Raw genomic sequence first — 19,444 nt, forward strand, 5'->3', positions numbered from 1 at the left:
CTAACCGGCACTGGACTGCATCCCGGAACGAAGCCATGATGAAAGCAGGCGGGGGGACAGGATGGTCCGCCGCGGCATGCGGCGGCTCCCCGCGTTGTGGAGGCGCAGTGGCATGTCACGCAAGGCGGTACACAGCGAGGCCGCTCCGGCCCCACGCTCCACCGCGCCAGACCAGCCGTTCCTGACGGCCTACTACGAACACGTGGCGCCGGAAGACCTGCAAAGCTACAGTCCCGAAAACCTGGAGGAGCGGGCCACAGCCCACAGGAAACTGGCGGACAGCCGCCAGCCCGGCACGGCCGCCGTCGACGTCCTGAACGAAAGCGACGCCAGCGTACTGCTGGTGGTTGCGGACGCCATGCCGCACCTGCTCCACTCCCTCACGGCCGAGCTGGCCCGCGAAAACGAATCCATCCGCCTGCTGGTCCACCCCGCGTTCCTGGTCCGGCGCGATCCGCAGACCCACGAGGTGCTGGAACTGCGGCCGGGGGCAGCGCAGTCCGGGCTGCCCGCAGGAATCCCGGGCACCGAGGGATTACCTGCTGAGGCAGGCAGAGAGCCGCCCGGCACAGCCGGTGCGTCCCCCGGCTGGTTGTCCGAATCCTGGGTGGCGGCGGAAATCGGCCGGCTGCCGGGGGCGCGGGGAACCCGGGAGCTCACCGCCAATGTCCGGCGCGTCCTGGCCGACGTCCAGCTGGTGGCCGCCGACACCCCCGCCATCCATACCAAGCTGGCGCATGCCGTCGATGCGGTGGAGCGGTTTTCCCACGGAAAGGTTCCGACTCCGGAGCAGCTCGGCGAACTCCTGCCCTGGCTGGACCGCGGCAACTTCATCTTCCTGGGCTATTGCGAATACGCGTACTCGGCAGCGGGAGAGCGGCGCGGGGCAGAGCTGCGGCCGGGGACTGGACTCGGCCTGCTCCGGGAGGGCCGCGAGGAAGCCCGTCTGGAAGCCCTCCAAACGCTTGCCGATCTTCCCCACAAGCAGGTGTTTACGCTCTCCACCTCCGATATGAGATCATCAGTCCCGCGGCCGGCCTACCTGGATGAAATACACATCCAGACCTTTGACCGCACCGGGCAGGCGACGGGCGAAATGCAGTTCGTGGGTTTGTTCGCCCCCGGGGCCACCGGCCGGTCGGTGCGGCGCATTCCCGTTGTCCGGGACAAGGTCCAGGCCGTTCAGGAACGCTTCGGATTCACCGAGGACTCCCATCCCGGCAAACAGCTGCTGGCCGTGCTCGAGTCCTTTCCCCTCGACGAGCTCTTCCACCTTGAGCTGGACGAACTGGCCCGGCTCTGCCGTGAAATCCTGCTACTGCAGGCCCATCACCAGACGCGGGTGTTCCTGCGCGCAGACAGTTACGGCCGCTTCATGACGGCCCTGGTGTTCCTCCCCCGCCGCAGGTACAGCACCGCTGTCCGGGTCCGGATCGAACAGGAGCTCAAGCAGGCCTTCAGGGCCTCCTCGCTCGAATTCGAAGTCAGGCTGGGCGAATCACCCATGGCCCGCGTGTTCTTCCGGATCCTGCTGCCCGCCGGCGGGACGCCCGACGTCGACCCCGCCGCCCTGGAGCGGACCGTAATCAGCGCAACGCGGACATGGGCCGAGGGCCTGGACGAAGCGCTCCGGGACAGACTGGCGCCCGTGGAGGCCGGCCGGTTGTCGGCGCTTTGGTCCGCCGCTTTCCCCGCCAGCTACCGCGCCGATTTCGAGGTCGAGGATGCGGTGGAGGACATCCGGCGGTTTGAACAGTTCGACCTCGACGGCACAGGCGGCCGGGACCTGCACGACCCGCTGCTGGCTGTCTACATCCGCCCCGATGCCGCGCCCACCCTGGCAGAGGACGCCCGGATACGGCTATACCTGACCGAACCGCAGAGCCTGACACAGATTCTGCCCTTCTTCCACAATCTCGGCCTGGAGGTGCTGAACCAGCGTCCCTTCGACGTCCGGCGGGGCAACAGCCGCCCGCTGTTTCTGTACGATCTCGGCGTCAAGTATCCGTCCGGGGTGGACCCCGCCAGCACCAGCGAGTTGCTGGCGGATGCCTTCGGTGCAGCCGTCCGGGGGGACGAAGAGTCGGACCGTTTCGACGCCCTCGTCCTCAGGGAAGGGCTGACATGGCGGAAGGTGGTCATTCTGCGCAGCTACGCCAAGTACCTGAGGCAGCTCGGAACCATCTACACCTACGGCTTCATCGCCGACACCCTGCTGGCCAACGTGCCCGCCACCGACGCACTGCTCAGCCTGTTCCGGGCCCGGTTCGATCCCGAGCTCACCCCTTCCCGGCGGCTCCAGGAGACGGCCGCCGCCCGCGCAGCAGTGGCCGACGCGATTGACGCCGTTCCGTCCTTGGAAGCTGACCGCCTGCTGCGGGCCTTCCTGAACCTCATCGAGGCGACAACCCGCACCAACTTCTTCCGCTACCGGCCCTACCTGAGCTTCAAGCTCCGGCCCTCCGACATTCCCGGCGCACCCTACCCCCGGCCGAAATTCGAGATCTGGGTCTATTCACCCCGTGTGGAAGGCGTGCACCTGAGGTTCGGTCCTGTAGCCCGAGGCGGGCTGCGGTGGTCGGACAGGCGCGAGGATTTCCGCACCGAGATCCTTGGCCTCGTCAAAGCCCAGACGGTCAAAAATTCAGTGATTGTCCCCACCGGAGCCAAGGGCGGCTTCTATCCCAAACGGCTGCCCAGTCCGGTCTCCGACCGCACCGCCTGGCTCACGGAAGGCGCGGAAAGCTATAAGGATTTTGTCCGCGGGCTGCTGGACGTCACGGACAATCTGGACACCTCCGACGTCGGAACGTCCCCCTCGCGCGGGACCCCCGGCCGGGTGATTCCGCCGGAGAACGTGGTGAGGCACGACGACGACGATTACTACCTTGTGGTGGCGGCAGACAAAGGAACCGCAGCATTCTCCGATACGGCCAACGCTGTGGCATTGGACTACGGCTTCTGGCTCGGCGATGCCTTCGCCTCGGGCGGTTCCGTGGGCTACGACCACAAGCAGATGGGCATCACGGCCCGCGGCGCCTGGGAGTCCGTCAAACACCACTTCAGCGAACTGGGCATCGACTCGCAGCAGGAAGACTTCACGGTGGCCGGCATCGGCGACATGAGCGGCGACGTGTTCGGGAACGGAATGCTGCTCTCAAACCACATCCGGCTCGTGGCAGCCTTCGACCACCGGCACATCTTCCTGGACCCGACTCCGGATGCGGCGGCCTCGCTGGAAGAACGCCGCCGCCTGTTCATCCTGCCGCGATCCTCGTGGGCGGACTACGACCCCTCGCTGATCAGCGCCGGCGGCGGAGTGTATTCGCGCCATGCCAAGTCCGTTCCCATCACCGCCCCGGTGGCTTCGGCACTGGGGCTCCCGGGCGCGGCGTCGGTGATGACGCCACCCGAGCTGCTGCAGGCCATCCTGCGCGCGCCCGTGGACCTGATCTACAACGGCGGGATCGGGACGTATATCAAGGCATCCTCGGAAACGCACGGCGACGTGGGCGACAAGGCAAACGACCCCATCAGGATCAACGGCAACGAGGTCCGGGCAAAGATCATCGCCGAGGGCGGCAATCTTGGCGTCACCCAGCTCGGCCGGATTGAAGCCGCCCTGGGCGGCGTCCTGCTCAACACCGATGCAATCGACAACTCGGCCGGAGTGGACTGCTCAGACCACGAGGTCAACATCAAGATCTTCATCGACCGCATGATCGCCACCGGCAGGATGGGAGCCTCCGAACGCGCTGGTTTCCTGCACTCGCTCACGGACGAAGTGGCCCGGCTCGTGCTGAAAAACAACCAAGACCAGAACACCCTGCTGCTCAATGACCGGGCACTGGTCCTGAACTGGAGTCCTGGCTTCGAGCGGACCATGGACTGGCTGGAGAACGCCTCCGACCTTGACCGGCGCCTGGAAGGACTGCCCAGCACCGAACAGCTCCATGACCGGCTGCTCACGGGTAAGGGCCTCACCGCCCCCGAACTCTCCGTGCTGGCGGCCTACGCAAAGATCGAACTGGCCAAGGAACTGAACGACAGCGACGTGGCCGAGGATGCCTGGTTCGAACAGGTACTCCGCAGCTACTTCCCGCACCAGCTCGCGGATCGCTTTGGCCCGGAACTCAATGCCCACCCTTTGCGCCGGCAGATCATCTGCACCGTTCTGGCCAACGACATGATCAACCTCGGCGGAATCACTTTTGCCTTCCGGACCATCGAGGAAACCACCGCCACCGCCGCAGCCGTTGCGAGGGCATTCGTCGCAACCCGCGAAGCCTACGACCTGCAGCGGTTCGTGGATCGGGTGGCCGAGCTTCCCCCATCGTTCCCCAGCGAACAAGCCGCAGAACTGACCGTGCACATGCGCCGGATCCTCGACCGGGCCATCCGCTGGTATGTCACGCACGACCATCGTGACCAGCCCGTTGCCCAGGCCCTCGCCAGGATCATGCCCACGCTGGAGCTACTCCGGCACAGGACCCGGGAGTTCCTGCGCAGTGACAGCATCGACCTGGTTGAGGAGCGGCAGGCGCACTGGGACGGCGTAGGCCTGCCGCATGACCTGGGCCGCCGCGCCGCCGACCTCCTCGAGAGCTTCGGACTGCTGGACATCTCCCTGATTTCGGAACGGATCGATGAACCCATCGAACGGATCATGGACCTGTACTGGACGGTGTTTGCGCGGATCGGCGCACTCAAGCTGCTGCTGCGCATCACTGCCCTTCCCCGGGAGAACCGGTGGGAGGCACTCGCCCGGGCAGCACTGCGTGACGATGTCTATTCAGCCGTTGCCGACATGACGATTTCCGTCATGGAGATGACCAGGGGCGCTGACTCGGAAGGCGCCGATTCCATCGAGCGGATCGTGGCCTGGGAACGCGGACACCAGGAGCAACTGGTGCGGATCAAGGACACATTCGCGGAAGCCACCAGACCCGGACAGACTGACATCCACTCGATCTCGGTGGCGCTCAAACTCCTGCGGACACTGGTCCGGCGCTAGGGTGCAGCTAGGCCGTGGCCCGCATCGGATTCACCAGCGAATCGAGCTGGAAGCCGCAGCTGCACCGCCAGACCGCGGGGAGTTCAGCCGGGGCCTCGGCGGCCTCGAAGGAGTAGGCGAAGCCGGTCGGCCCGGGAGTGGGGGTGGTCCACTCCATCGCGGTGCCGCAGTGGCGCGGCGCGCCAAGCGACGGTGCTGCTCCGGCCGTCGCCGGCCCGGCGACCTGCCCCGAAAATTCAGCGAGAGTTACCAACTGCCACACGACTCCTTATGCAAACCGGCCAAAACACGGATTAGTAAGCATACATATAATTGCGCGTGACGGCCATCACGGCGGCTCCCAAGCGGCCCGGCCCATCAGCTGCCCTACAGTTCTCCGGACGCTTACCCACAGGAAACATCACGGTAATCGCCGGCTCCTAGGCTTATTTTGCATAACCCTTCGGCGAATCGAGGCAGCGATGCAGACCAACCCCCGGCTCAACATCAGGCAGGTCAGCTGGGCCAACCCCGTAGGCGCCGACCTGCGCGCGGCCCAGCAAGCGGAGCTGGATGCCCGCTTCGGCACGAAGGACCACGAGCCCGGCCCGCCACCGTCGGAAGTGGATACGGCCGTTTTCCTGGTGGCCTACGAGAAGAGTTCGGGACAGCCGGTAGGCTGCGGCGGCCTGAGGATGCTGGACTCCACAACGGCTGAGATCAAGCGGCTGTACGTCCTGCCCTACACCCGCGGTTCGGGTGTTGCCAGCTCCATCCTCGCCGCCCTGGAGGCGCACGCCTACGGAATGGGCGTCACCTCGATCACCGCCGAGGCGGGCTCGGCCCAGCCGGACGGCCGGAACTTCTACCAAAGCTGCGGATTCGACGAAGTGCCGAATTTCGGCCCGTACATCGGGGTGGAGCACTCTTACTGCTACGCCAAGACGATCGATTCGCACAGCGCCGCCCACACGGCCATGGCCTGACGACGGCGGCAGTCAGCTGCCGTCGTCGTCATACTGCGGCCAGCCGGCCGCCGTCGGCTAATCTCGCATTATGGAATCGGCAGACATCACCTTCCGCACGCGCAAATGGGTGCGCCCCGAAGACCTCAACGCCAACGGCACACTTTTCGGCGGGAGCCTGCTGAAGTGGATCGACGAGGAAGCTGCCATTTACGCCATCCTGCAGCTCGGCAACGGCCGGGCTGTCACCAAGTACATCTCCGAGATCAACTTCGTCAGCTCCGCGGTGCAGGGCGATCTGATCGAGATGGGACTGACGGCCACTCGCTTCGGCCGGACATCGCTGACTATGCGCGCCGAAGTGCGGAACATGATCACCCGGCAAAGCATCCTCACCATCGAGGAGATCGTGTTCGTGAACCTCAGCCCGCAAGGCAAGCCCGAACCCCACGGCTACACCGAGATCACCTACGACCGGGACCGCATCCCCACGCACCACCTCACCGAGACCGTCCCCCAGGACTGAGCCAGCCCCGGAACCGGCCGAAAGTTCACCCTGTGTTCAGGCCGCGGGTGCGTGCTGTTGGGGCAGCCGGGCAAGACTCGAACGCCGAGGCCGAGTAGTTTATCGAATCGATAGCTATAAACGGCCCCAATCGGCATGAGCCGCTATAGGCTTGCCGGACAATGCTCCGGTTCCAGTTCAGAAATGGGTCTCAATCGTGCACAAACTCCAAACCGTGGTTGCCGCCGTCGTCGCCGCAACCCTGCTGGCCGGCTGCGCTGCCGGCTCCGCCGCCCCTGAAACCTCTGGCAGCCCATCGGCCGGTGCCGCATCCGGCGACACACTGGTTGTGTACACCAACTCCAACGGTGAGGGCCGGGGGGAGTGGCTGACCAAGAAGGCCGGCGAGGCCGGCTTTAAGATTGAAATCGTTGGCGCCGGCGGCGCCGACGCGACCAACAAGCTGATCGCAGAGAAAAACAACCCCATAGCCGACGTTGCCTTCGGCCTCAACAACATGTACTTTGCCCAGGTCAAAGCAGCCGATGCCCTCGAGGCGTATGAGCCGGCGTGGGCAGGCGAAGTGGATGCCTCACTCGCCGACAGCGACGACGAAAAGGCCTACTGGCCGCTGGTGAAGCAGGCCATCCTGCTCGGTTACAACTCGGACAGGATCACCCCGGAGCAGGCGCCGAAGGACTGGACGGACCTGTGGTCCAAGGACGAGTTCAAGACTCGCTATGAGCGGGTCACGGGGCTGGGCACGGCCACGGCGCAGCTGGTTTTCGCCGGCATCCTCTCCCGCTACAAGGACGATTCCGGCGATCTGGGCATCTCGGATGAAGGCTGGAAGCAGGTGGAACAGTATTTCCAGAACGGCAGCCCGGCCGTCGCGAAGACCGACCTCTTCGCCCGTATCGCCTCGGGGGAAGTGGATATGGGCCAGATGCCGTCCTCGATCGTGGCTGAACGCGAGAAGTCCTTCAAGGTGAACGTGGAAACCGTAGTGCCCTCCGTCGGAGTCCCGCTCGCGGTTGAACAGGTGGCCCTCGTGAAAGGGACGGACAAGAAGGAACAGGCGCAGAAATTCATCGACTGGTTCGGCAGCGCCGATGTCCAGGGCGAATGGGCGCAGCAGTTCAATTCCATGCCCGTGAACAAGAGCGCCGCCGCCAAGGCCAAGCCGGAAGTGGTTGAGTTCTTCAACGGCCTCAAGCAGCAGGACATCGACTGGAACTTCGTCCAGGAGAACATGGGCGCCTGGGTGGAGAAAATCGAGCTCGAGTACATGACGTAGTCCCGCCCGCCCCACCAGCCCAGAGACAGGTTTCCCATGATCCGCTTGGAGAACATCGAAGTTTCCTTCGGCGATTTCATTGCCATCCCGCACCTTGACCTCCACGTCCAACCGGGGGAATTCTTCACCCTGCTGGGACCGTCCGGCTGCGGGAAAACGACGGCCCTGCGGACCTTGGCCGGCTTCATCGAGCCGTCCGCCGGGGCCGTCCATGTGGATGGCAAAAACGTCACCCGACTGCCCAGCGATAAGCGCCAAGTGGGGATGGTGTTCCAGAACTACGCTCTGTTCCCCAGTATGAGTGTCCGGGAAAACATCGCGTTCGGTCTTCGGGTCCGGAAGGAGAAGCCGGCCGAGAGCGACCGACTGGTGCGCGATATCGCACGCCGTGTAGAGCTCAGCGATGAGCAGCTGGACAAAAACGTGGCCGAGCTTTCGGGGGGACAGCAACAGCGTGTGGCCGTTGCCCGCGCCCTGGTGCTGCGGCCCAAGATCCTGCTGCTCGACGAGCCGCTGTCCAATCTCGATGCGAAGCTGCGGCACCAGCTCCGCCAGCAGCTCAAGGACCTGCAGAGCGAGTTCGGCATTACCACTGTTTACGTCACGCACGACCAGGACGAAGCACTGGCAATGAGTGACCGCGTGGCCGTCTTCAACAAAGGTGTAGTGGAGCAGGTGGGCACTCCGCAGGAGATCTACGACCACTCCGCCACCGAGTTCGTGTGCAAGTTCATCGGTGACAGTTCCGTCCTGACCGCAGAGTTCGTCGCCGAACTGAACCGCCTTTCCGGCGCCGGCCTCCACACGGCGGCGAAGTCCTACCTGCGGGTGGAAAAGGCGTCCCTGACGCAACCCGCAGCCGGCAGTACAGCGGCCGGCGGTACCGCCGTCGGGCTTTCCGGAACGGTGGCGTCGCGGACCTATCACGGCCTCCACAGCCGCTACGTGGTGCGGAGCCACGGCGCCGACCTCCGGTTGCTGGTCAAGGAGGACGGCGGAGTGCATCCGGAAGCGGGCGCGCAGGTCACCGTGTATGTCCAGCCGGACCACGTGCTGCAGTACCACCCGGACACGGGCACCTCCCTTGCGGCCCCGGACCAGGCAGGGCAGGACCTTGCAGGGCAGGACCAGGCAGGGCGGGACCAGGCGGCGGCTGTCCGTTGAGCGGCACCCCAGCCAAGAGCATGCTGCGCTCCCCATTCATCCTCATTGTGGGAGCGGTCCTGACGTGGTTCATCGCCGCCTTCCTCGTGTGGCCCAACGCCAATGTGCTGATCGAAACCTTCTTCCCTGGCGGGACCTTTTCGGGCCGGGCCGCGGAGAAGCTGTTTTCCTCCCAGCGCGCCATGAAATCCCTGGGCAACAGCTTCCTGCTGGCGGTGGCGCTTTCCATCACCGTGAACGTGGTGGGGATCTTCATCGTCCTTGTCACCCACTACTTCAGGATCCGCGGTTCCAGGATCCTGTTCCTCGGCTACGCCACCACCTTCATCTATGGCGGCATCGTGCTGGCGGCGGGCTACAAGTTCATCTACGGCGAAAAAGGGATCGTCACCGCCTTCCTGGTGAACGTCTTTCCCGGCATGGAGCCCGGCTGGTTTTCGGGATTCTTCGCCGTGCTGGCGGTCATGACGTTCGCTACTACCACCAACCACATGCTCTTCGTCGCGAACGCCCTCAAAGGCGTTGACTACCAGACCATCGAAGCGGCCAGGAATCTCGGTGCTTCCACCTGGACCATCCTTCGCCGCATCGTGCTGCCCATGCTGAAGCCGACGCTCTTTGCCGTCACCATCCTGTCGTTCCTCACCGGGCTGGGGGCGCTGAGCGCCCCGCAGGTCCTCGGCGGACGCGACTTCCAAACCATCACTCCGATGATCCTCACGTTCACGAACAGCCCCACATCCCGGGATCTTGCCGCCTTGCTCGCCCTCATTCTGGGTGTGGCCACGATCCTGATGCTCGCCGTGATGGCGCGCCTCGAAAAGGGCGGGACCTACTTTTCGGTATCCAAGGTTTCCTCCGCTCTGCAGAAACAGAAGATCACCAACCCTGCGGCCAACGTGGTGGTCCATGCCGCGGCCTACCTGCTGTTCGCGGTTTACACCCTGCCCGTGGTGCTGATTGTGCTGTTTTCCTTCGCGGACGGCGCCGCCATCCAGACCGGGCGCCTTTCCCTGGACAGCCTCACCGTCGAGAACTACGTGCGCGTGCTGACCCAGCCCTCGGGCCTCAGGCCTTTTGTCATCAGCGTTGTCTACAGCGCCGTTGCTGCGGTCATTGCCGTCGGCGGCCTGCTCTTTGTGGCCCGGATCCTGCAGAAGCACCGGAACTGGGTGACGGCCCTATTCGAGTACCTGCTTCACATCCCCTGGATCCTGCCGTCGGCCCTGCTGGCACTCGGCCTCATCATCAGCTACGACCACCCCAACCCCCTGGTCGGTGGCGCGGTGCTGACCGGCACCACCGTCATCCTCCTCATCGCCTTCGTCACTGTGAAGATCCCCTTTACGCTCAGGATGCTCAAGGCTTCGTTTGCGTCGGTGAACTCATCCCTGGAGGAGGCTGCCTCCATCATGGGCGCCAAAACGCTCTATGTGTTCCGGCGCATTCTGCTGCCGCTGGTCCTTCCTGCTGCCGCCGCCATCGCCGCCCTTAACTTCAACAGCATGCTGGACGACTACGACACCGCCATTTTCCTGGCGCACCCGCTGGTCCAGCCGCTCGGCCTGGTCATCAAGGCCAACACCGACGGCGCGGAAGGCGTGGACGGCGTTTCCAACACGTTTGTGTACACCGTGCTCCTGATGGTCATCACCGGGCTCACGATGTACCTCGTGTACGGGAGATCCGGCGGGCGCGGCCGTTCCAACCGCACAAAGCGCCGCGTGCCCTTTGCCGCGCCCGGCACGGCTGTTTCACCTGCTGTCGAGGTACAGGAGGCCAAGGCGTCCGCGCCGAGCCCGGTGCCTTAGGCAGCCCTGCTGAGCCGTCCGGCGAGGCTGAGGATTCTGTCCCTGAGCGGCTGGGCGGATTCGGTGAGGACAAGCCGGGTCATTGCCGACGACGCCAGGCGCAGCGCCTGGCTACGCAGGACGCGCCGCCTGTTATAAGCCGTCAGGGCCTCCGGAAGCGGCCGGGAATTGAGCAGTTGCGCGAGCGTAACGGCGTCAATCAGGGCTTCACAGGCGCCACGCCCCAGATTCGGTGTCATGCCGTGCGCGGCATCCCCCACCAGCACGGTGCGTTCCCGTGCGTAGCGTCCGAGGGCCGGCACCGTCCAGATGCGCTGGGCAAGGGTTCCCTCCGGTGCGGCCGCGGCGAGGATTCGGCCGATTCCGGCTGCCTTTCCCGAAAAGCGATGGCGGGTGAGCGCCAGTGCCGCTGCGACGTCGATGCCCGCCGGGCCAAGGTCCGACCGGTACGAGGCATACCAATATGTCCGCTGCCGGGAGGCCGGAGCTATGCCGAACAATTCGCCGCGGCCCCAGTATTCACCGGCCGTGTCCGCGGGGACAGGCTCGCTGATGATGCCGCGCAAGGCAAGGTACGGGCTGAGCCGCTCCCTGGCCCGCGGACCCCAGGCGGCACGGCGGACCACGCTGTGCACGCCGTCTGCTCCGACAAGCAGCCCGGCCGCAGGCAGCGACGTGACCGCCCCGGACACGCGGGTTACCGACTCCGGCACAGCAGCGTCCAGGTGCCGAAGCAGGTCGGTGCGTGAAACGCCGATCACGCCGGAGACCTCGGCACGTATCAGGGCTTTCCCGGATGCGTCCCGCAATGCCATGGCATCGAATCCGGATCCTGCCGCCCGGATCACCGGCAGGATCCCCACCGAGTCAAGGGCTTGCTGGGCCTCCGGCCACATGGCCAGGGATGTTTCCACCGTTGGCAGGGTGTTTCGCTGCTCGTGCACGCTTACGTGAAAGCGATCCGGGTCAATCGTCGCGGCCAATGCCAGGCCGGCGATGCCGCCCCCAACGATGGTTATGGCGTCCATGGACTGATGGTATGCCCGACGGCGGCAGTCGCGTGCGCGGCTCAGGCGGAGGGCCAGCCGGTGTAGGCCTCGGCCAGGTAGGCCTTGCCGTGGCGGGAGGAGACCACCGAGTTGAGCTCGCCCAACTGGCGTGCGCGGGAAAAGTCGTCGGCGTCCGCGGGCGTGTGGAGCATGGACGTCATCCAATAGGAGAACTGCTGTGCCTTCCACACGCGCTCCAGGGCGCGGTCGCTGTAGGCATCCAGCAGCGCCGTGGAAGCGCTGCGGTAGAAGCTTTCGAGCCCTTCGAACAGGACCTTCACGTCGTGGATGGCAAGGTTGAGGCCCTTGGCACCCGTGGGTGGCACTGTGTGCGCTGCGTCGCCGGCGAGGAAGAGCTTCCCGTGCCGCATGGGGGCGTGGACAAAGCTCCGGAACTTCAGCACCATCTTGTCGATGACCGGCCCCTCCTTGAGCTCGAAGCCGTTGCCGTTGACCCGGCTGCGGAAGGCATCCCAGATGCGGTCCTCGCTCCAGTTGTTCACGTCCTCGTCCGGATCACACTGGAAGTACATGCGCTGGACCGTCTCGGTCCGCTGGCTGATCAGGGCGAAGCCGTTGTCCGAGTTGGCGTAGATCAGTTCGTCGGAGCTGCGGGGTGCTTCAGCCAGTATCCCGAACCAGGCGAAGGGGTACTCGTGGAAGTACCACTTGCGGTGCGCCTCGGGAATCTGGAAGCGGCAGTGGCTGCGGGATCCGTCCGCGCCGGTGATGAAATCGGCCTGCAGTTCGTACTCCACACCGTCTGCATCCGTGAACCAGACCTTGGGCTTGCCTTCGATGTCGTGGATGGCGGTGTCCGTGACGCTGTAGCGGACATCCCCGCCGTCGGCCTCGCGGCGTGCGGCGAGGTCCATGAACACATCCGTCTGCGGGTACAGCCACACGGACTCCCCCACCAGGTCCTTGAAGTCGATCCGGTGGCTTTCGCCGTTGAAACGCAGTTCGATGCCGTCGTGCCGGTCTCCCTCCCGGAGCACCCGGTCGGAAACGCCGCTGTCGACCAGCATATTCACGGTGCCGTGCTCCAGGATGCCGGCGCGCACCGTTTCGGAGATCTCCTGGCGGCTGCGGATTTCAATTACGGTGGATTCGATGCCGGACTTGGCCAGCAGATGCGAGAGCATCAGTCCAGCCGGGCCGGCCCCCAGAATGGCCACCTGGGTGGTGATGACTTTGCGTGCGGCCATGGTGTTCCTCGCTTCGTTGCGCGGCCCCTGCGGAAAGGTCCGGGGGCCTGTCGGGTCGTCTGGCTAACAGTGTGCGCCCCGGCGCGTGATCCGCGTTACACGAATTCCGTTGAATGGAACCCGGTGCCTAGTCCCGACCCTCGCCGGCGTTACGGGCTTCGCCTAGCCGTCGTCCGATCCCCCGGGCGGCGGTCTGCAGCGCGGGTACCAGTGCCTGCAGGCGCACCTCCCGCAGCGGAACCACGACGCCGAGAGCGGCAACCGTCCGGTTCTTGCGGTCCATCACCGGGACAGCAATGCCCCAGGTATCGGGATCCACCACACCGGCCAGCTGGGCATAGCCCTGGTGGGCTGCCTCTCCGAGCTGTACCCGCAGTTCAGCAACCGTCAGCCTGCCGGCGGGATCCGTGAAGCCCTCCAGGTACTCCGCTTGGAGGGCGTGCGGCTGGTTGGCCATCAGCACCAGCCCGGCAGAGGACACGTGGACCGGCATGCGCCCGGCCACCTGCGCCCGGTTGGCCACCGATCCGCGCCAGGACAGCCGCTCCACAAAGAGCGCCTCCCAGCCGTCCAGCACCGCAAGGTTCACGTTCTGGTTCAACACCTGCTGGATGTCCTCCATGAACGGCATGGCGGCCTGGCGAAGTTCCAGCGTGGGCGAATTGCGGTTGACCAGCTCCCAGAGGCGAAGCCCCAGCTGCACTGAGCCGCCGGAACCGATATCCAGGAGGCCGTGTCCGGCCAGCTGGCGGACCAGCCGGTGGGCAGTGGTGAGCGGCAGCCCGGCGCGGTGGGCGAGTTCCGAGAGCGGCAGGACGTTGACGCCCTCCGGAAAGGCGGCAATAACGCGAACCACGCGGTCCACCACCGAGTCACCCGAGCCCGAGTTCGCCACGCTTCCCCTTCCATTGAATGGTTTGAAGTGTCCCACACAACACCGCCCAGTGGTACAAATCTCAGGATAGGGAACCTTCGGTCCCGGCCGGTGCCTGGAGAAATCAACCGGTAAGCAATCAACGCTGAGGTAGCAATGTCAACGACGTCGTTGGAAAACAAATCACGCTGGCCAGTCTGGCTATGCTGGCTGGCCATGGTCCTGGACGGGTTCGACCTGGTGGTTCTTGGAACTGTCATCCCTACACTCATCAAGACCCAGGACCTCGGCTTCGACGCCGTCGGTGCCACGTTCGCCGCGACCATCTCGCTGGTTGGCGTTGGCCTCGGCGCGCTGTTCATTGCGCCGCTCTCGGACCGCTTCGGCCGGCGGAACCTGCTGGTTGCCTGCGTGACCTGGTTCTCGATATTCACGATTGCCGTGGTCTTTGCACCCAACGTGGCCGTCTTCAGCATTTTCAGGCTGCTGGCCGGCCTGGGACTGGGCGCTTGCCTGCCGGCCGCACTGGCCTACATGAACGATTACGCCCCCGCAGGATCAGCAGGAAAGTCGACTACCCGCACCATGACCGGATATCACGCCGGCGCGGTGGCTACCGCCGTCCTGGCGCTGATGGTCATTCCGGACTGGCGCATCATGTTCGTGGTTGGCGGCGTTGCCGGGTTCGTCCTGGTGCCGTTCCTGTGGTTCAAGCTGCCGGAGACGCTGCCCGCCGTCATTACCTTGCCGGCCGTCTCCAGGCCCGCGGCCAAGGAAACTGAAACTGCACGGGAAGCCGCCCCGGCAGTTGAAGAGCGGGCCAGCTTCCGGGACCTCGGCAGGAAGCCCTACCCCCTTGTCGCCGCAGGAGTTGCGGTGGCATCATTCATGGGCCTGCTGCTGGTGTACGGGCTGAACACCTGGCTGCCGCAGCTGATGGCCTCCGCCGGTTACACACTCAACGCAGGCCTCTCCCTCCTGATGGTCCTGAATGTAGGGGCCGTGGTTGGCCTGGTAGTGGCTGGCATCCTTGCAGACAAACACGGGACCAAGAGGATCGTGCTCCTCTGGTTCGGGCTCTCCGCCGTTTTTCTCGCGGCGCTCAGCGTGAAGATCCAGAACGAACTGCTCCTGAACGCAGCCGTGTTCGTAACGGGGGTCTTTGTCTTCAGCTCCCAGGTCCTGGTCTACGCCTGGGTGAGCCAACTGTTCCCGGCCCGGCTGCGCGGCACCGCACTGGGCTTCGCTGCAGGGGTCGGACGCCTGGGTGCCATCCTGGGCCCTGCAGTGACAGGAACCCTGGTGGCCGCCGGAATCGCCTACCCCTGGGGCTTCTACGTCTTCGCCGGCGCGGCCGTCCTGGCTGTAGCCGCCCTTGTGCTGGTGCCGCAGGCGGTTACCGCAGCGGCAGGCAAGCGGACCGCCGTCGGGCCTTCCTGACGCCCGCCGCGGGAACTCTTAGGCGGCCACGCGCTGCGCGCGGCTCACGGCCCGCAACCGCCGCCAGACGGCGGGGGTGACCACGACGGCGATGCCGACGGCGGCGCCGATGACCGTCTCGACGATCCTGTCCCGCAGCAGCACTTCCGAAACAGCCGGCGCCGCCAGCAGCGTGGAACTCAGCGCCAGCGGCGTGACGAACACCTGGGCCAGAACGTATTGCCGCGCGATGAACATTTCGGCGCCGAACTGGCACACGGCAATCACGAGCACCGTCTGCCACGGGGCAGGATTCAGCAGGAGGACTCCCGCCAGCAGGATCAGGCCCAGGACGGTTCCGATGATTCTCTGGATGCCGCGGGCCACGCGGTGACGGGTGGTGCGGCCGACCAAAGGAACGACGGCGGCCACCATTGCCCAGTAATTGTGGCCGAAGCCCAGCCACTGGCCCACCACGGTGGCCAGCGTCCCGGCCAGTCCCGCGGCCACCAGGTAGCCCACGGCTTCGAGCCGCGCTGCCCGCTTTTCATCGGGCGTCAGCCGGGCCGGCTCCGGCATGGCCCACGGCGTGCGCCGGCTCCGAACCACGCGGGAGGAAATTCCGATCAGCAGGCAGAACACCGTGGTGAGGACCGAGGCGAGTATGCACTGCCACAGCGGCGGCTGGTGCGGAATCGAAGCGATGGCCGCGAAGGCGAAGATGTGGAACAGCGAACCGGCAGGCCGGTGCCGCCACCAGGCGATCACGAGCGAACACGCCCCGGCGACCACGGTGGTGGCCGCCACCTGCGTCCAGGTGGCCGCGGCGTCCGACAGGCCAAGCGCCTGCCCCGCCCGTGCCGATAACGTGGCTAGCAGGATCACCAGCAGCATGAGGGACCCGGCCCGCACCTGGATGAAGAGCCGCTTGCGGTGCAGCTCCCCGCGCCCGTAGATACCCGTGAAGGCTCCGAAGGAAGCAAAGATTGCCAGGTCCATCCGGTCAATCAGGACCAGGATGATCAGCGGAACGAAGACGCCGACGGCGCACCGGATCGCGACGTGATGGTCCTTGTTGGCGGGGGCAATCGTGAACATCTCGGCGAACAGCTTCACGTGGGTCATGCCTTTCCATACGGTGCCAGTCTGACGGCGGCAGCGTTGGCGTCCATTCCAAATCCTACGCCCGCGGCCGGCCGGCACCGGCGGCAAAGGGGCATGGTGCCGGCTCCCCGGAGCGCATTGCGGGGCGGCGGACTGGTATTGTCTATCGGTTAAATCAGAGACCGAAAACGCATACCGGAGGCCCCCCATGCTCAAAGGATTCAAGGATTTCATCCTTCGCGGCAACGTGATCGAACTGTCCATCGCCGTCGTGGTGGGCACCGCGTTCACGGCGCTGGTCAGCGCATTCACCACCAATATCGTGAACCCGATCATCGCCGCGGCAGGCGGCGTCCAGACCGAAGGGCTCGGGTTTCACATCTGGCCCGGCAATGACAAGACGTTCGTGAACATCGGCGGGGTCATCACGGCCTTCGTGACATTCCTCATTACCGCGGCAGTGGTCTATTTCATCTTCGTGGCGCCCATGAACAAGATCAACTCGCTGGTGAAGAGCCGGCTGGCAACGGCGGAACCGGAGGAGGAGCCCATCCCCGCGGACACGGCACTCCTGGCCGAGATCCGGGACCTGCTGACCCAGCTCGCGGGCAGCGACAAGGAACTCACCACCGCCGGCGGCACGGGTTCTTCCACGAAGACGCCCGCAAGCTAGCACAGAGCCCTGGCCGGGTGCGGACGTCCGGCCAGGCGCTGGCCGTCCGGCGAGGTCAGGCGCTGGCCGTCCGGCCGGGTCAGGGGCTGGCCGCCTCCGACCGCCGGAACCCGCCGTTCCATTTGCCGCGGCGCACGGTCACCGGAATGCCTGCCGCCGCGAGCCTGACAGAGCGGCACACCCGCGACTGTTCGCCCGGAGTCAGCTGGTGGTAGACCGGCAGGACCACTGTTCTGTCCGCCAGCCGCTCGGTCACCGACAGATCCGCCGTGCCATAATCCCGGCCCCAATACTCCGGCTGCCGGTGGACCGCGAGGATCCCGGCACCTGCCGAGATCCCGTCGCGCGCGAGCCGTTCCAACAGCTCCTTCCGAGGCAGGGCGAACGACGGCAGGACCTCAAGCCAGAAGGACTGGAAATTGCTGGTGCCGTAGGCGGGGTCCCTGACGGGGCGCAGCCCTTCAATCCGGGCAAGGGCCAGCTGATAGCTGGCGACAATTTCCCTGCGGTGGGCCACTGCTTCCTGCAGCCGGCCCAGCTGGACCAGGCCGATGGCGGCCTGCAGCTCGGTCATGCGGTATTCGAATCCGGGCTCGCTCGCGGTGTCGTCACGCAACTGCCGGGCCCGGCTTGCCCAGGCGCTGCTCGAGGTGGTCAGCATTCCGCCCTCCCCGGTGGTCAGGACCTCACACGAGTCGAAGGACCATGCTGTCAGCTCGGCTCCTGCGCCCACCGGACGGCCCTGATACGTGGAACCCACACCGCAGGTGGCGTCCTCAATGACCGTGACGCCCAGCGGGTCGCAAAGGTCCCTGATCGGCTCAAGGTCAACGGGCATGCCGCCCTGGTCAACAACGATCACGGCCCGGGTGGCCGGGGTCAGTGCCGCTTCGACGGTCCTGCCGGACACATTGCCCGTGGCCGCCTCAACGTCGGCAAAGACAGCCCTCGCGCCGAGCTGGCTGACGGCACTGGCGGTCGCAACGGAGGAGAACGAGGGCAGGACGACGTCGTCCTGCGGTTCCACCCCCGCGACCCGCAGTGCCAAAAGGAGCGCAGCGGTGCCGCTGGATACTGCCACGGCGCATGGCGCCTGCTGCGCTGAGCCGAAGGCGTCTTCAAACTGCCCGACCCGAGGCCCCTGCGCCATCCGGCCGGAGGCTAGCACCTGGACAACGGCATCCGCCTCCTCCGGTCCGAGCCACGGCCTCATGACGCCGATGTGATTGACCGCATGGTCTTCGCTGATGGTCACTGGATCCTCCCGCTCCTTCAAACGGCATTAGTTATGCACCTTCCATTCAACGCGCCCTGCTTCGGTGCCGTCACGAGAGTTATGTACGCGCATTTATCGCATGGAATACCGCCATGAGGGCCCGGAATACCCGCTTGGGAATCGTGATCCTGCCCGGCCGACGCAGCAGTACTTGGATTGCACGCCGCAGGGCACCCCGGCGTTACCTGTGCGGGCACGTAGGTGGAGCATGGCCCGGTGGAAGGGGCCCGGATGGGCAGGGCCCTGAAACCAGGGCCGGCCATGGCGGGTCAGATCCAGTGCTACCTGTCCGGGACGGGAACCCGTAGGGAGCTGTCGAGTAACGCCATTTCAACGTCCGACGGGTGGTGGGCCCCGCGTTCCCGTTGACGCCTTGCGGCGGAACCGGGCGCTGGCATCTCAGGGACCTCCGACTCAGGATTTCCTGCGTGCCTGGCAGGCTTTTCCTTCGCGCGTCTGCCTCCGCCTGCAAACTCAAGGGAGCGGGCAATGGAGACCGCACCGAAGACCAGCACCATTCCGCCAACGGCCACAATGATGAGCGTCCGCAGCCGGCTGGAGAACATCTCCTCGGCCTGGCCCGGCCCGTCGACCGGGAGTGCCGAAAACAGGTAGGTTTCGTCCGCGCCATTGACCTTCTGCACCTCCTGAAGGGTGGTGGTCAGCCGCTCGCCCAACGCCATGGCTGTGTCTACAGCCTGCTGCGGAGTTTCGCCTGACGCCGATACCTCAAGGAGCATCCCTGACCCGAAGGAACTGGCCTGCGCGACTGTGTATTCGGTGCCGAGTCCCTGTTCCGCCAGGTTCTCCGCCGTTTCCCTGGCACCCAGTTTGGTGATCAGCACCTGGGACAGCAGCGTGCTGTCAGGGCTCCGAAGGTACGGATTGTCACCGTTGAGCTTGGCCAGCTGGGGGCTGGTCTCCAGCTCCATGGCGGTGGGCACCTTCGGGGTGATCAGCGCGTAGGTCATATGCGCCTGGTAGGTCCGCTGCGCAAAGAACATGACGTAGACGCAGGCCGCAACGGTTACCACCACCACCGGCATCGCCACCCACTTGTGCCGCCAGAGTGTCTTAAATACGGAAATTGGATCCATAGTGTTTTC

General features: G+C 65.4%; 15 protein-coding genes. 8 read left to right on the forward strand and 7 right to left on the reverse strand.

All coding sequences use genetic code 11. The annotated features are described in order from the left end of the window. The first annotated feature begins 112 nt into the window (after positions 1-112). Positions 113-5,014, forward strand: coding sequence for an NAD-glutamate dehydrogenase (locus tag J2805_RS00515; RefSeq protein ID WP_309967565.1), 4,902 nt, complete (start codon positions 113-115; stop codon positions 5,012-5,014). 7 nt (positions 5,015-5,021) lie between these two features. Here J2805_RS00515 and J2805_RS00520 read toward each other — a convergent pair whose 3' ends face one another. Further along, positions 5,022-5,276, reverse strand: coding sequence for a hypothetical protein (locus J2805_RS00520; protein ID WP_309967569.1), 255 nt, complete (start codon positions 5,274-5,276; stop codon positions 5,022-5,024). A 199-nt stretch (positions 5,277-5,475) separates the two neighbouring features. Here J2805_RS00520 and J2805_RS00525 point away from each other — a divergent pair, with 199 nt between their 5' ends. The 5 genes from J2805_RS00525 to J2805_RS00545 all read left to right on the forward strand — a co-directional run bounded on the left by J2805_RS00525 (position 5,476) and on the right by J2805_RS00545 (position 10,735). Next, on the forward strand, positions 5,476-5,979 hold the full coding sequence (locus tag J2805_RS00525) for a GNAT family N-acetyltransferase (RefSeq protein ID WP_309967571.1): 504 nt from the start codon (positions 5,476-5,478) through the stop codon (positions 5,977-5,979). Between the two features lie 70 nt (positions 5,980-6,049). Continuing rightward, a complete protein-coding gene (locus J2805_RS00530; RefSeq protein WP_309967574.1) occupies positions 6,050-6,484 on the forward strand; it encodes an acyl-CoA thioesterase in 435 nt (144 codons plus the stop codon). 196 nt (positions 6,485-6,680) lie between these two features. Beyond that, positions 6,681-7,760 carry an extracellular solute-binding protein gene (locus J2805_RS00535; RefSeq protein ID WP_309967576.1) on the forward strand — a complete coding sequence of 360 codons (1,080 nt, stop codon included), beginning with the start codon at positions 6,681-6,683 and terminating at the stop codon, positions 7,758-7,760. 36 nt (positions 7,761-7,796) lie between these two features. Continuing rightward, complete coding sequence (locus J2805_RS00540; RefSeq protein ID WP_309967578.1) at positions 7,797-8,924, forward strand: ABC transporter ATP-binding protein; 1,128 nt, start codon at positions 7,797-7,799, stop codon at positions 8,922-8,924. 20 nt (positions 8,925-8,944) lie between these two features. Next, positions 8,945-10,735 carry an ABC transporter permease gene (locus J2805_RS00545; protein WP_309969039.1) on the forward strand — a complete coding sequence of 597 codons (1,791 nt, stop codon included), beginning with the start codon at positions 8,945-8,947 and terminating at the stop codon, positions 10,733-10,735. Here the strand turns inward: J2805_RS00545 and J2805_RS00550 are convergent. The 3 genes from J2805_RS00550 to J2805_RS00560 all read right to left on the reverse strand — a co-directional run bounded on the left by J2805_RS00550 (position 10,732) and on the right by J2805_RS00560 (position 13,887). After that, positions 10,732-11,763, reverse strand: coding sequence for an FAD-dependent monooxygenase (locus J2805_RS00550; protein ID WP_309967581.1), 1,032 nt, complete (start codon positions 11,761-11,763; stop codon positions 10,732-10,734). The genes J2805_RS00545 and J2805_RS00550 overlap by 4 nt on opposite strands. Positions 11,764-11,804: 41 nt before the next feature. Then, a complete protein-coding gene (locus J2805_RS00555; protein WP_309967584.1) occupies positions 11,805-12,992 on the reverse strand; it encodes a 4-hydroxybenzoate 3-monooxygenase in 1,188 nt (395 codons plus the stop codon). Positions 12,993-13,119: 127 nt separating this feature from the next. Continuing rightward, entirely contained in the window at positions 13,120-13,887 is a 768-nt protein-coding gene (locus J2805_RS00560; protein WP_309967586.1) for an IclR family transcriptional regulator, read from the reverse strand. A gap of 135 nt (positions 13,888-14,022) precedes the next feature. Here J2805_RS00560 and J2805_RS00565 point away from each other — a divergent pair, with 135 nt between their 5' ends. Then, positions 14,023-15,306 carry an MFS transporter gene (locus J2805_RS00565; RefSeq protein ID WP_309967589.1) on the forward strand — a complete coding sequence of 428 codons (1,284 nt, stop codon included), beginning with the start codon at positions 14,023-14,025 and terminating at the stop codon, positions 15,304-15,306. Between the two features lie 18 nt (positions 15,307-15,324). On the opposite strand, the gene J2805_RS00570 is transcribed toward J2805_RS00565, so the two are convergent. Next, the gene (locus J2805_RS00570) at positions 15,325-16,401 is read right to left on the reverse strand and encodes an FUSC family protein (RefSeq protein ID WP_309969042.1); all 1,077 of its coding nucleotides are present in this window, start codon (positions 16,399-16,401) and stop codon (positions 15,325-15,327) included. A 196-nt stretch (positions 16,402-16,597) separates the two neighbouring features. Here J2805_RS00570 and mscL point away from each other — a divergent pair, with 196 nt between their 5' ends. Next, a complete protein-coding gene (gene mscL, locus J2805_RS00575) occupies positions 16,598-17,062 on the forward strand; it encodes a large conductance mechanosensitive channel protein MscL (RefSeq protein WP_309967591.1) in 465 nt (154 codons plus the stop codon). A 79-nt stretch (positions 17,063-17,141) separates the two neighbouring features. Here the strand turns inward: mscL and J2805_RS00580 are convergent, their stop codons facing one another. Together J2805_RS00580 and J2805_RS00585 are read right to left on the reverse strand one after the other, a co-directional pair. Further along, positions 17,142-18,317 carry a DegT/DnrJ/EryC1/StrS family aminotransferase gene (locus J2805_RS00580; RefSeq protein WP_309967593.1) on the reverse strand — a complete coding sequence of 392 codons (1,176 nt, stop codon included), beginning with the start codon at positions 18,315-18,317 and terminating at the stop codon, positions 17,142-17,144. Positions 18,318-18,619: 302 nt separating this feature from the next. Then, positions 18,620-19,435, reverse strand: coding sequence for a Wzz/FepE/Etk N-terminal domain-containing protein (locus J2805_RS00585; RefSeq protein WP_309967596.1), 816 nt, complete (start codon positions 19,433-19,435; stop codon positions 18,620-18,622). Positions 19,436-19,444: the final 9 nt, after the last annotated feature.

Origin of the sequence: Arthrobacter oryzae, assembly GCF_031454875.1 — a bacterium.
GTDB classification, from domain to species: Bacteria; Actinomycetota; Actinomycetes; order Actinomycetales; family Micrococcaceae; genus Arthrobacter; species Arthrobacter oryzae_D.

What these genes read in the sequence shown, in the direction of transcription:
- J2805_RS00515 (WP_309967565.1), top strand. Translation starts at nt 113, where the DNA reads ATGTCACGCAAGGCGGTACACAGCGAGGCCGCTCCGGCCCCACGCTCC.
- J2805_RS00525 (WP_309967571.1), top strand. Translation starts at nt 5,476, where the DNA reads ATGCAGACCAACCCCCGGCTCAACATCAGGCAGGTCAGCTGGGCCAAC.
- J2805_RS00530 (WP_309967574.1), top strand. Translation starts at nt 6,050, where the DNA reads ATGGAATCGGCAGACATCACCTTCCGCACGCGCAAATGGGTGCGCCCC.
- J2805_RS00540 (WP_309967578.1), top strand. Translation starts at nt 7,797, where the DNA reads ATGATCCGCTTGGAGAACATCGAAGTTTCCTTCGGCGATTTCATTGCC.
- J2805_RS00545 (WP_309969039.1), top strand. Translation starts at nt 8,945, where the DNA reads ATGCTGCGCTCCCCATTCATCCTCATTGTGGGAGCGGTCCTGACGTGG.
- J2805_RS00550 (WP_309967581.1), bottom strand. Translation starts at nt 11,763, where the DNA reads ATGGACGCCATAACCATCGTTGGGGGCGGCATCGCCGGCCTGGCATTG.
- J2805_RS00555 (WP_309967584.1), bottom strand. Translation starts at nt 12,992, where the DNA reads ATGGCCGCACGCAAAGTCATCACCACCCAGGTGGCCATTCTGGGGGCC.
- J2805_RS00565 (WP_309967589.1), top strand. Translation starts at nt 14,023, where the DNA reads ATGTCAACGACGTCGTTGGAAAACAAATCACGCTGGCCAGTCTGGCTA.
- mscL (WP_309967591.1), top strand. Translation starts at nt 16,598, where the DNA reads ATGCTCAAAGGATTCAAGGATTTCATCCTTCGCGGCAACGTGATCGAA.
- J2805_RS00585 (WP_309967596.1), bottom strand. Translation starts at nt 19,435, where the DNA reads ATGGATCCAATTTCCGTATTTAAGACACTCTGGCGGCACAAGTGGGTG.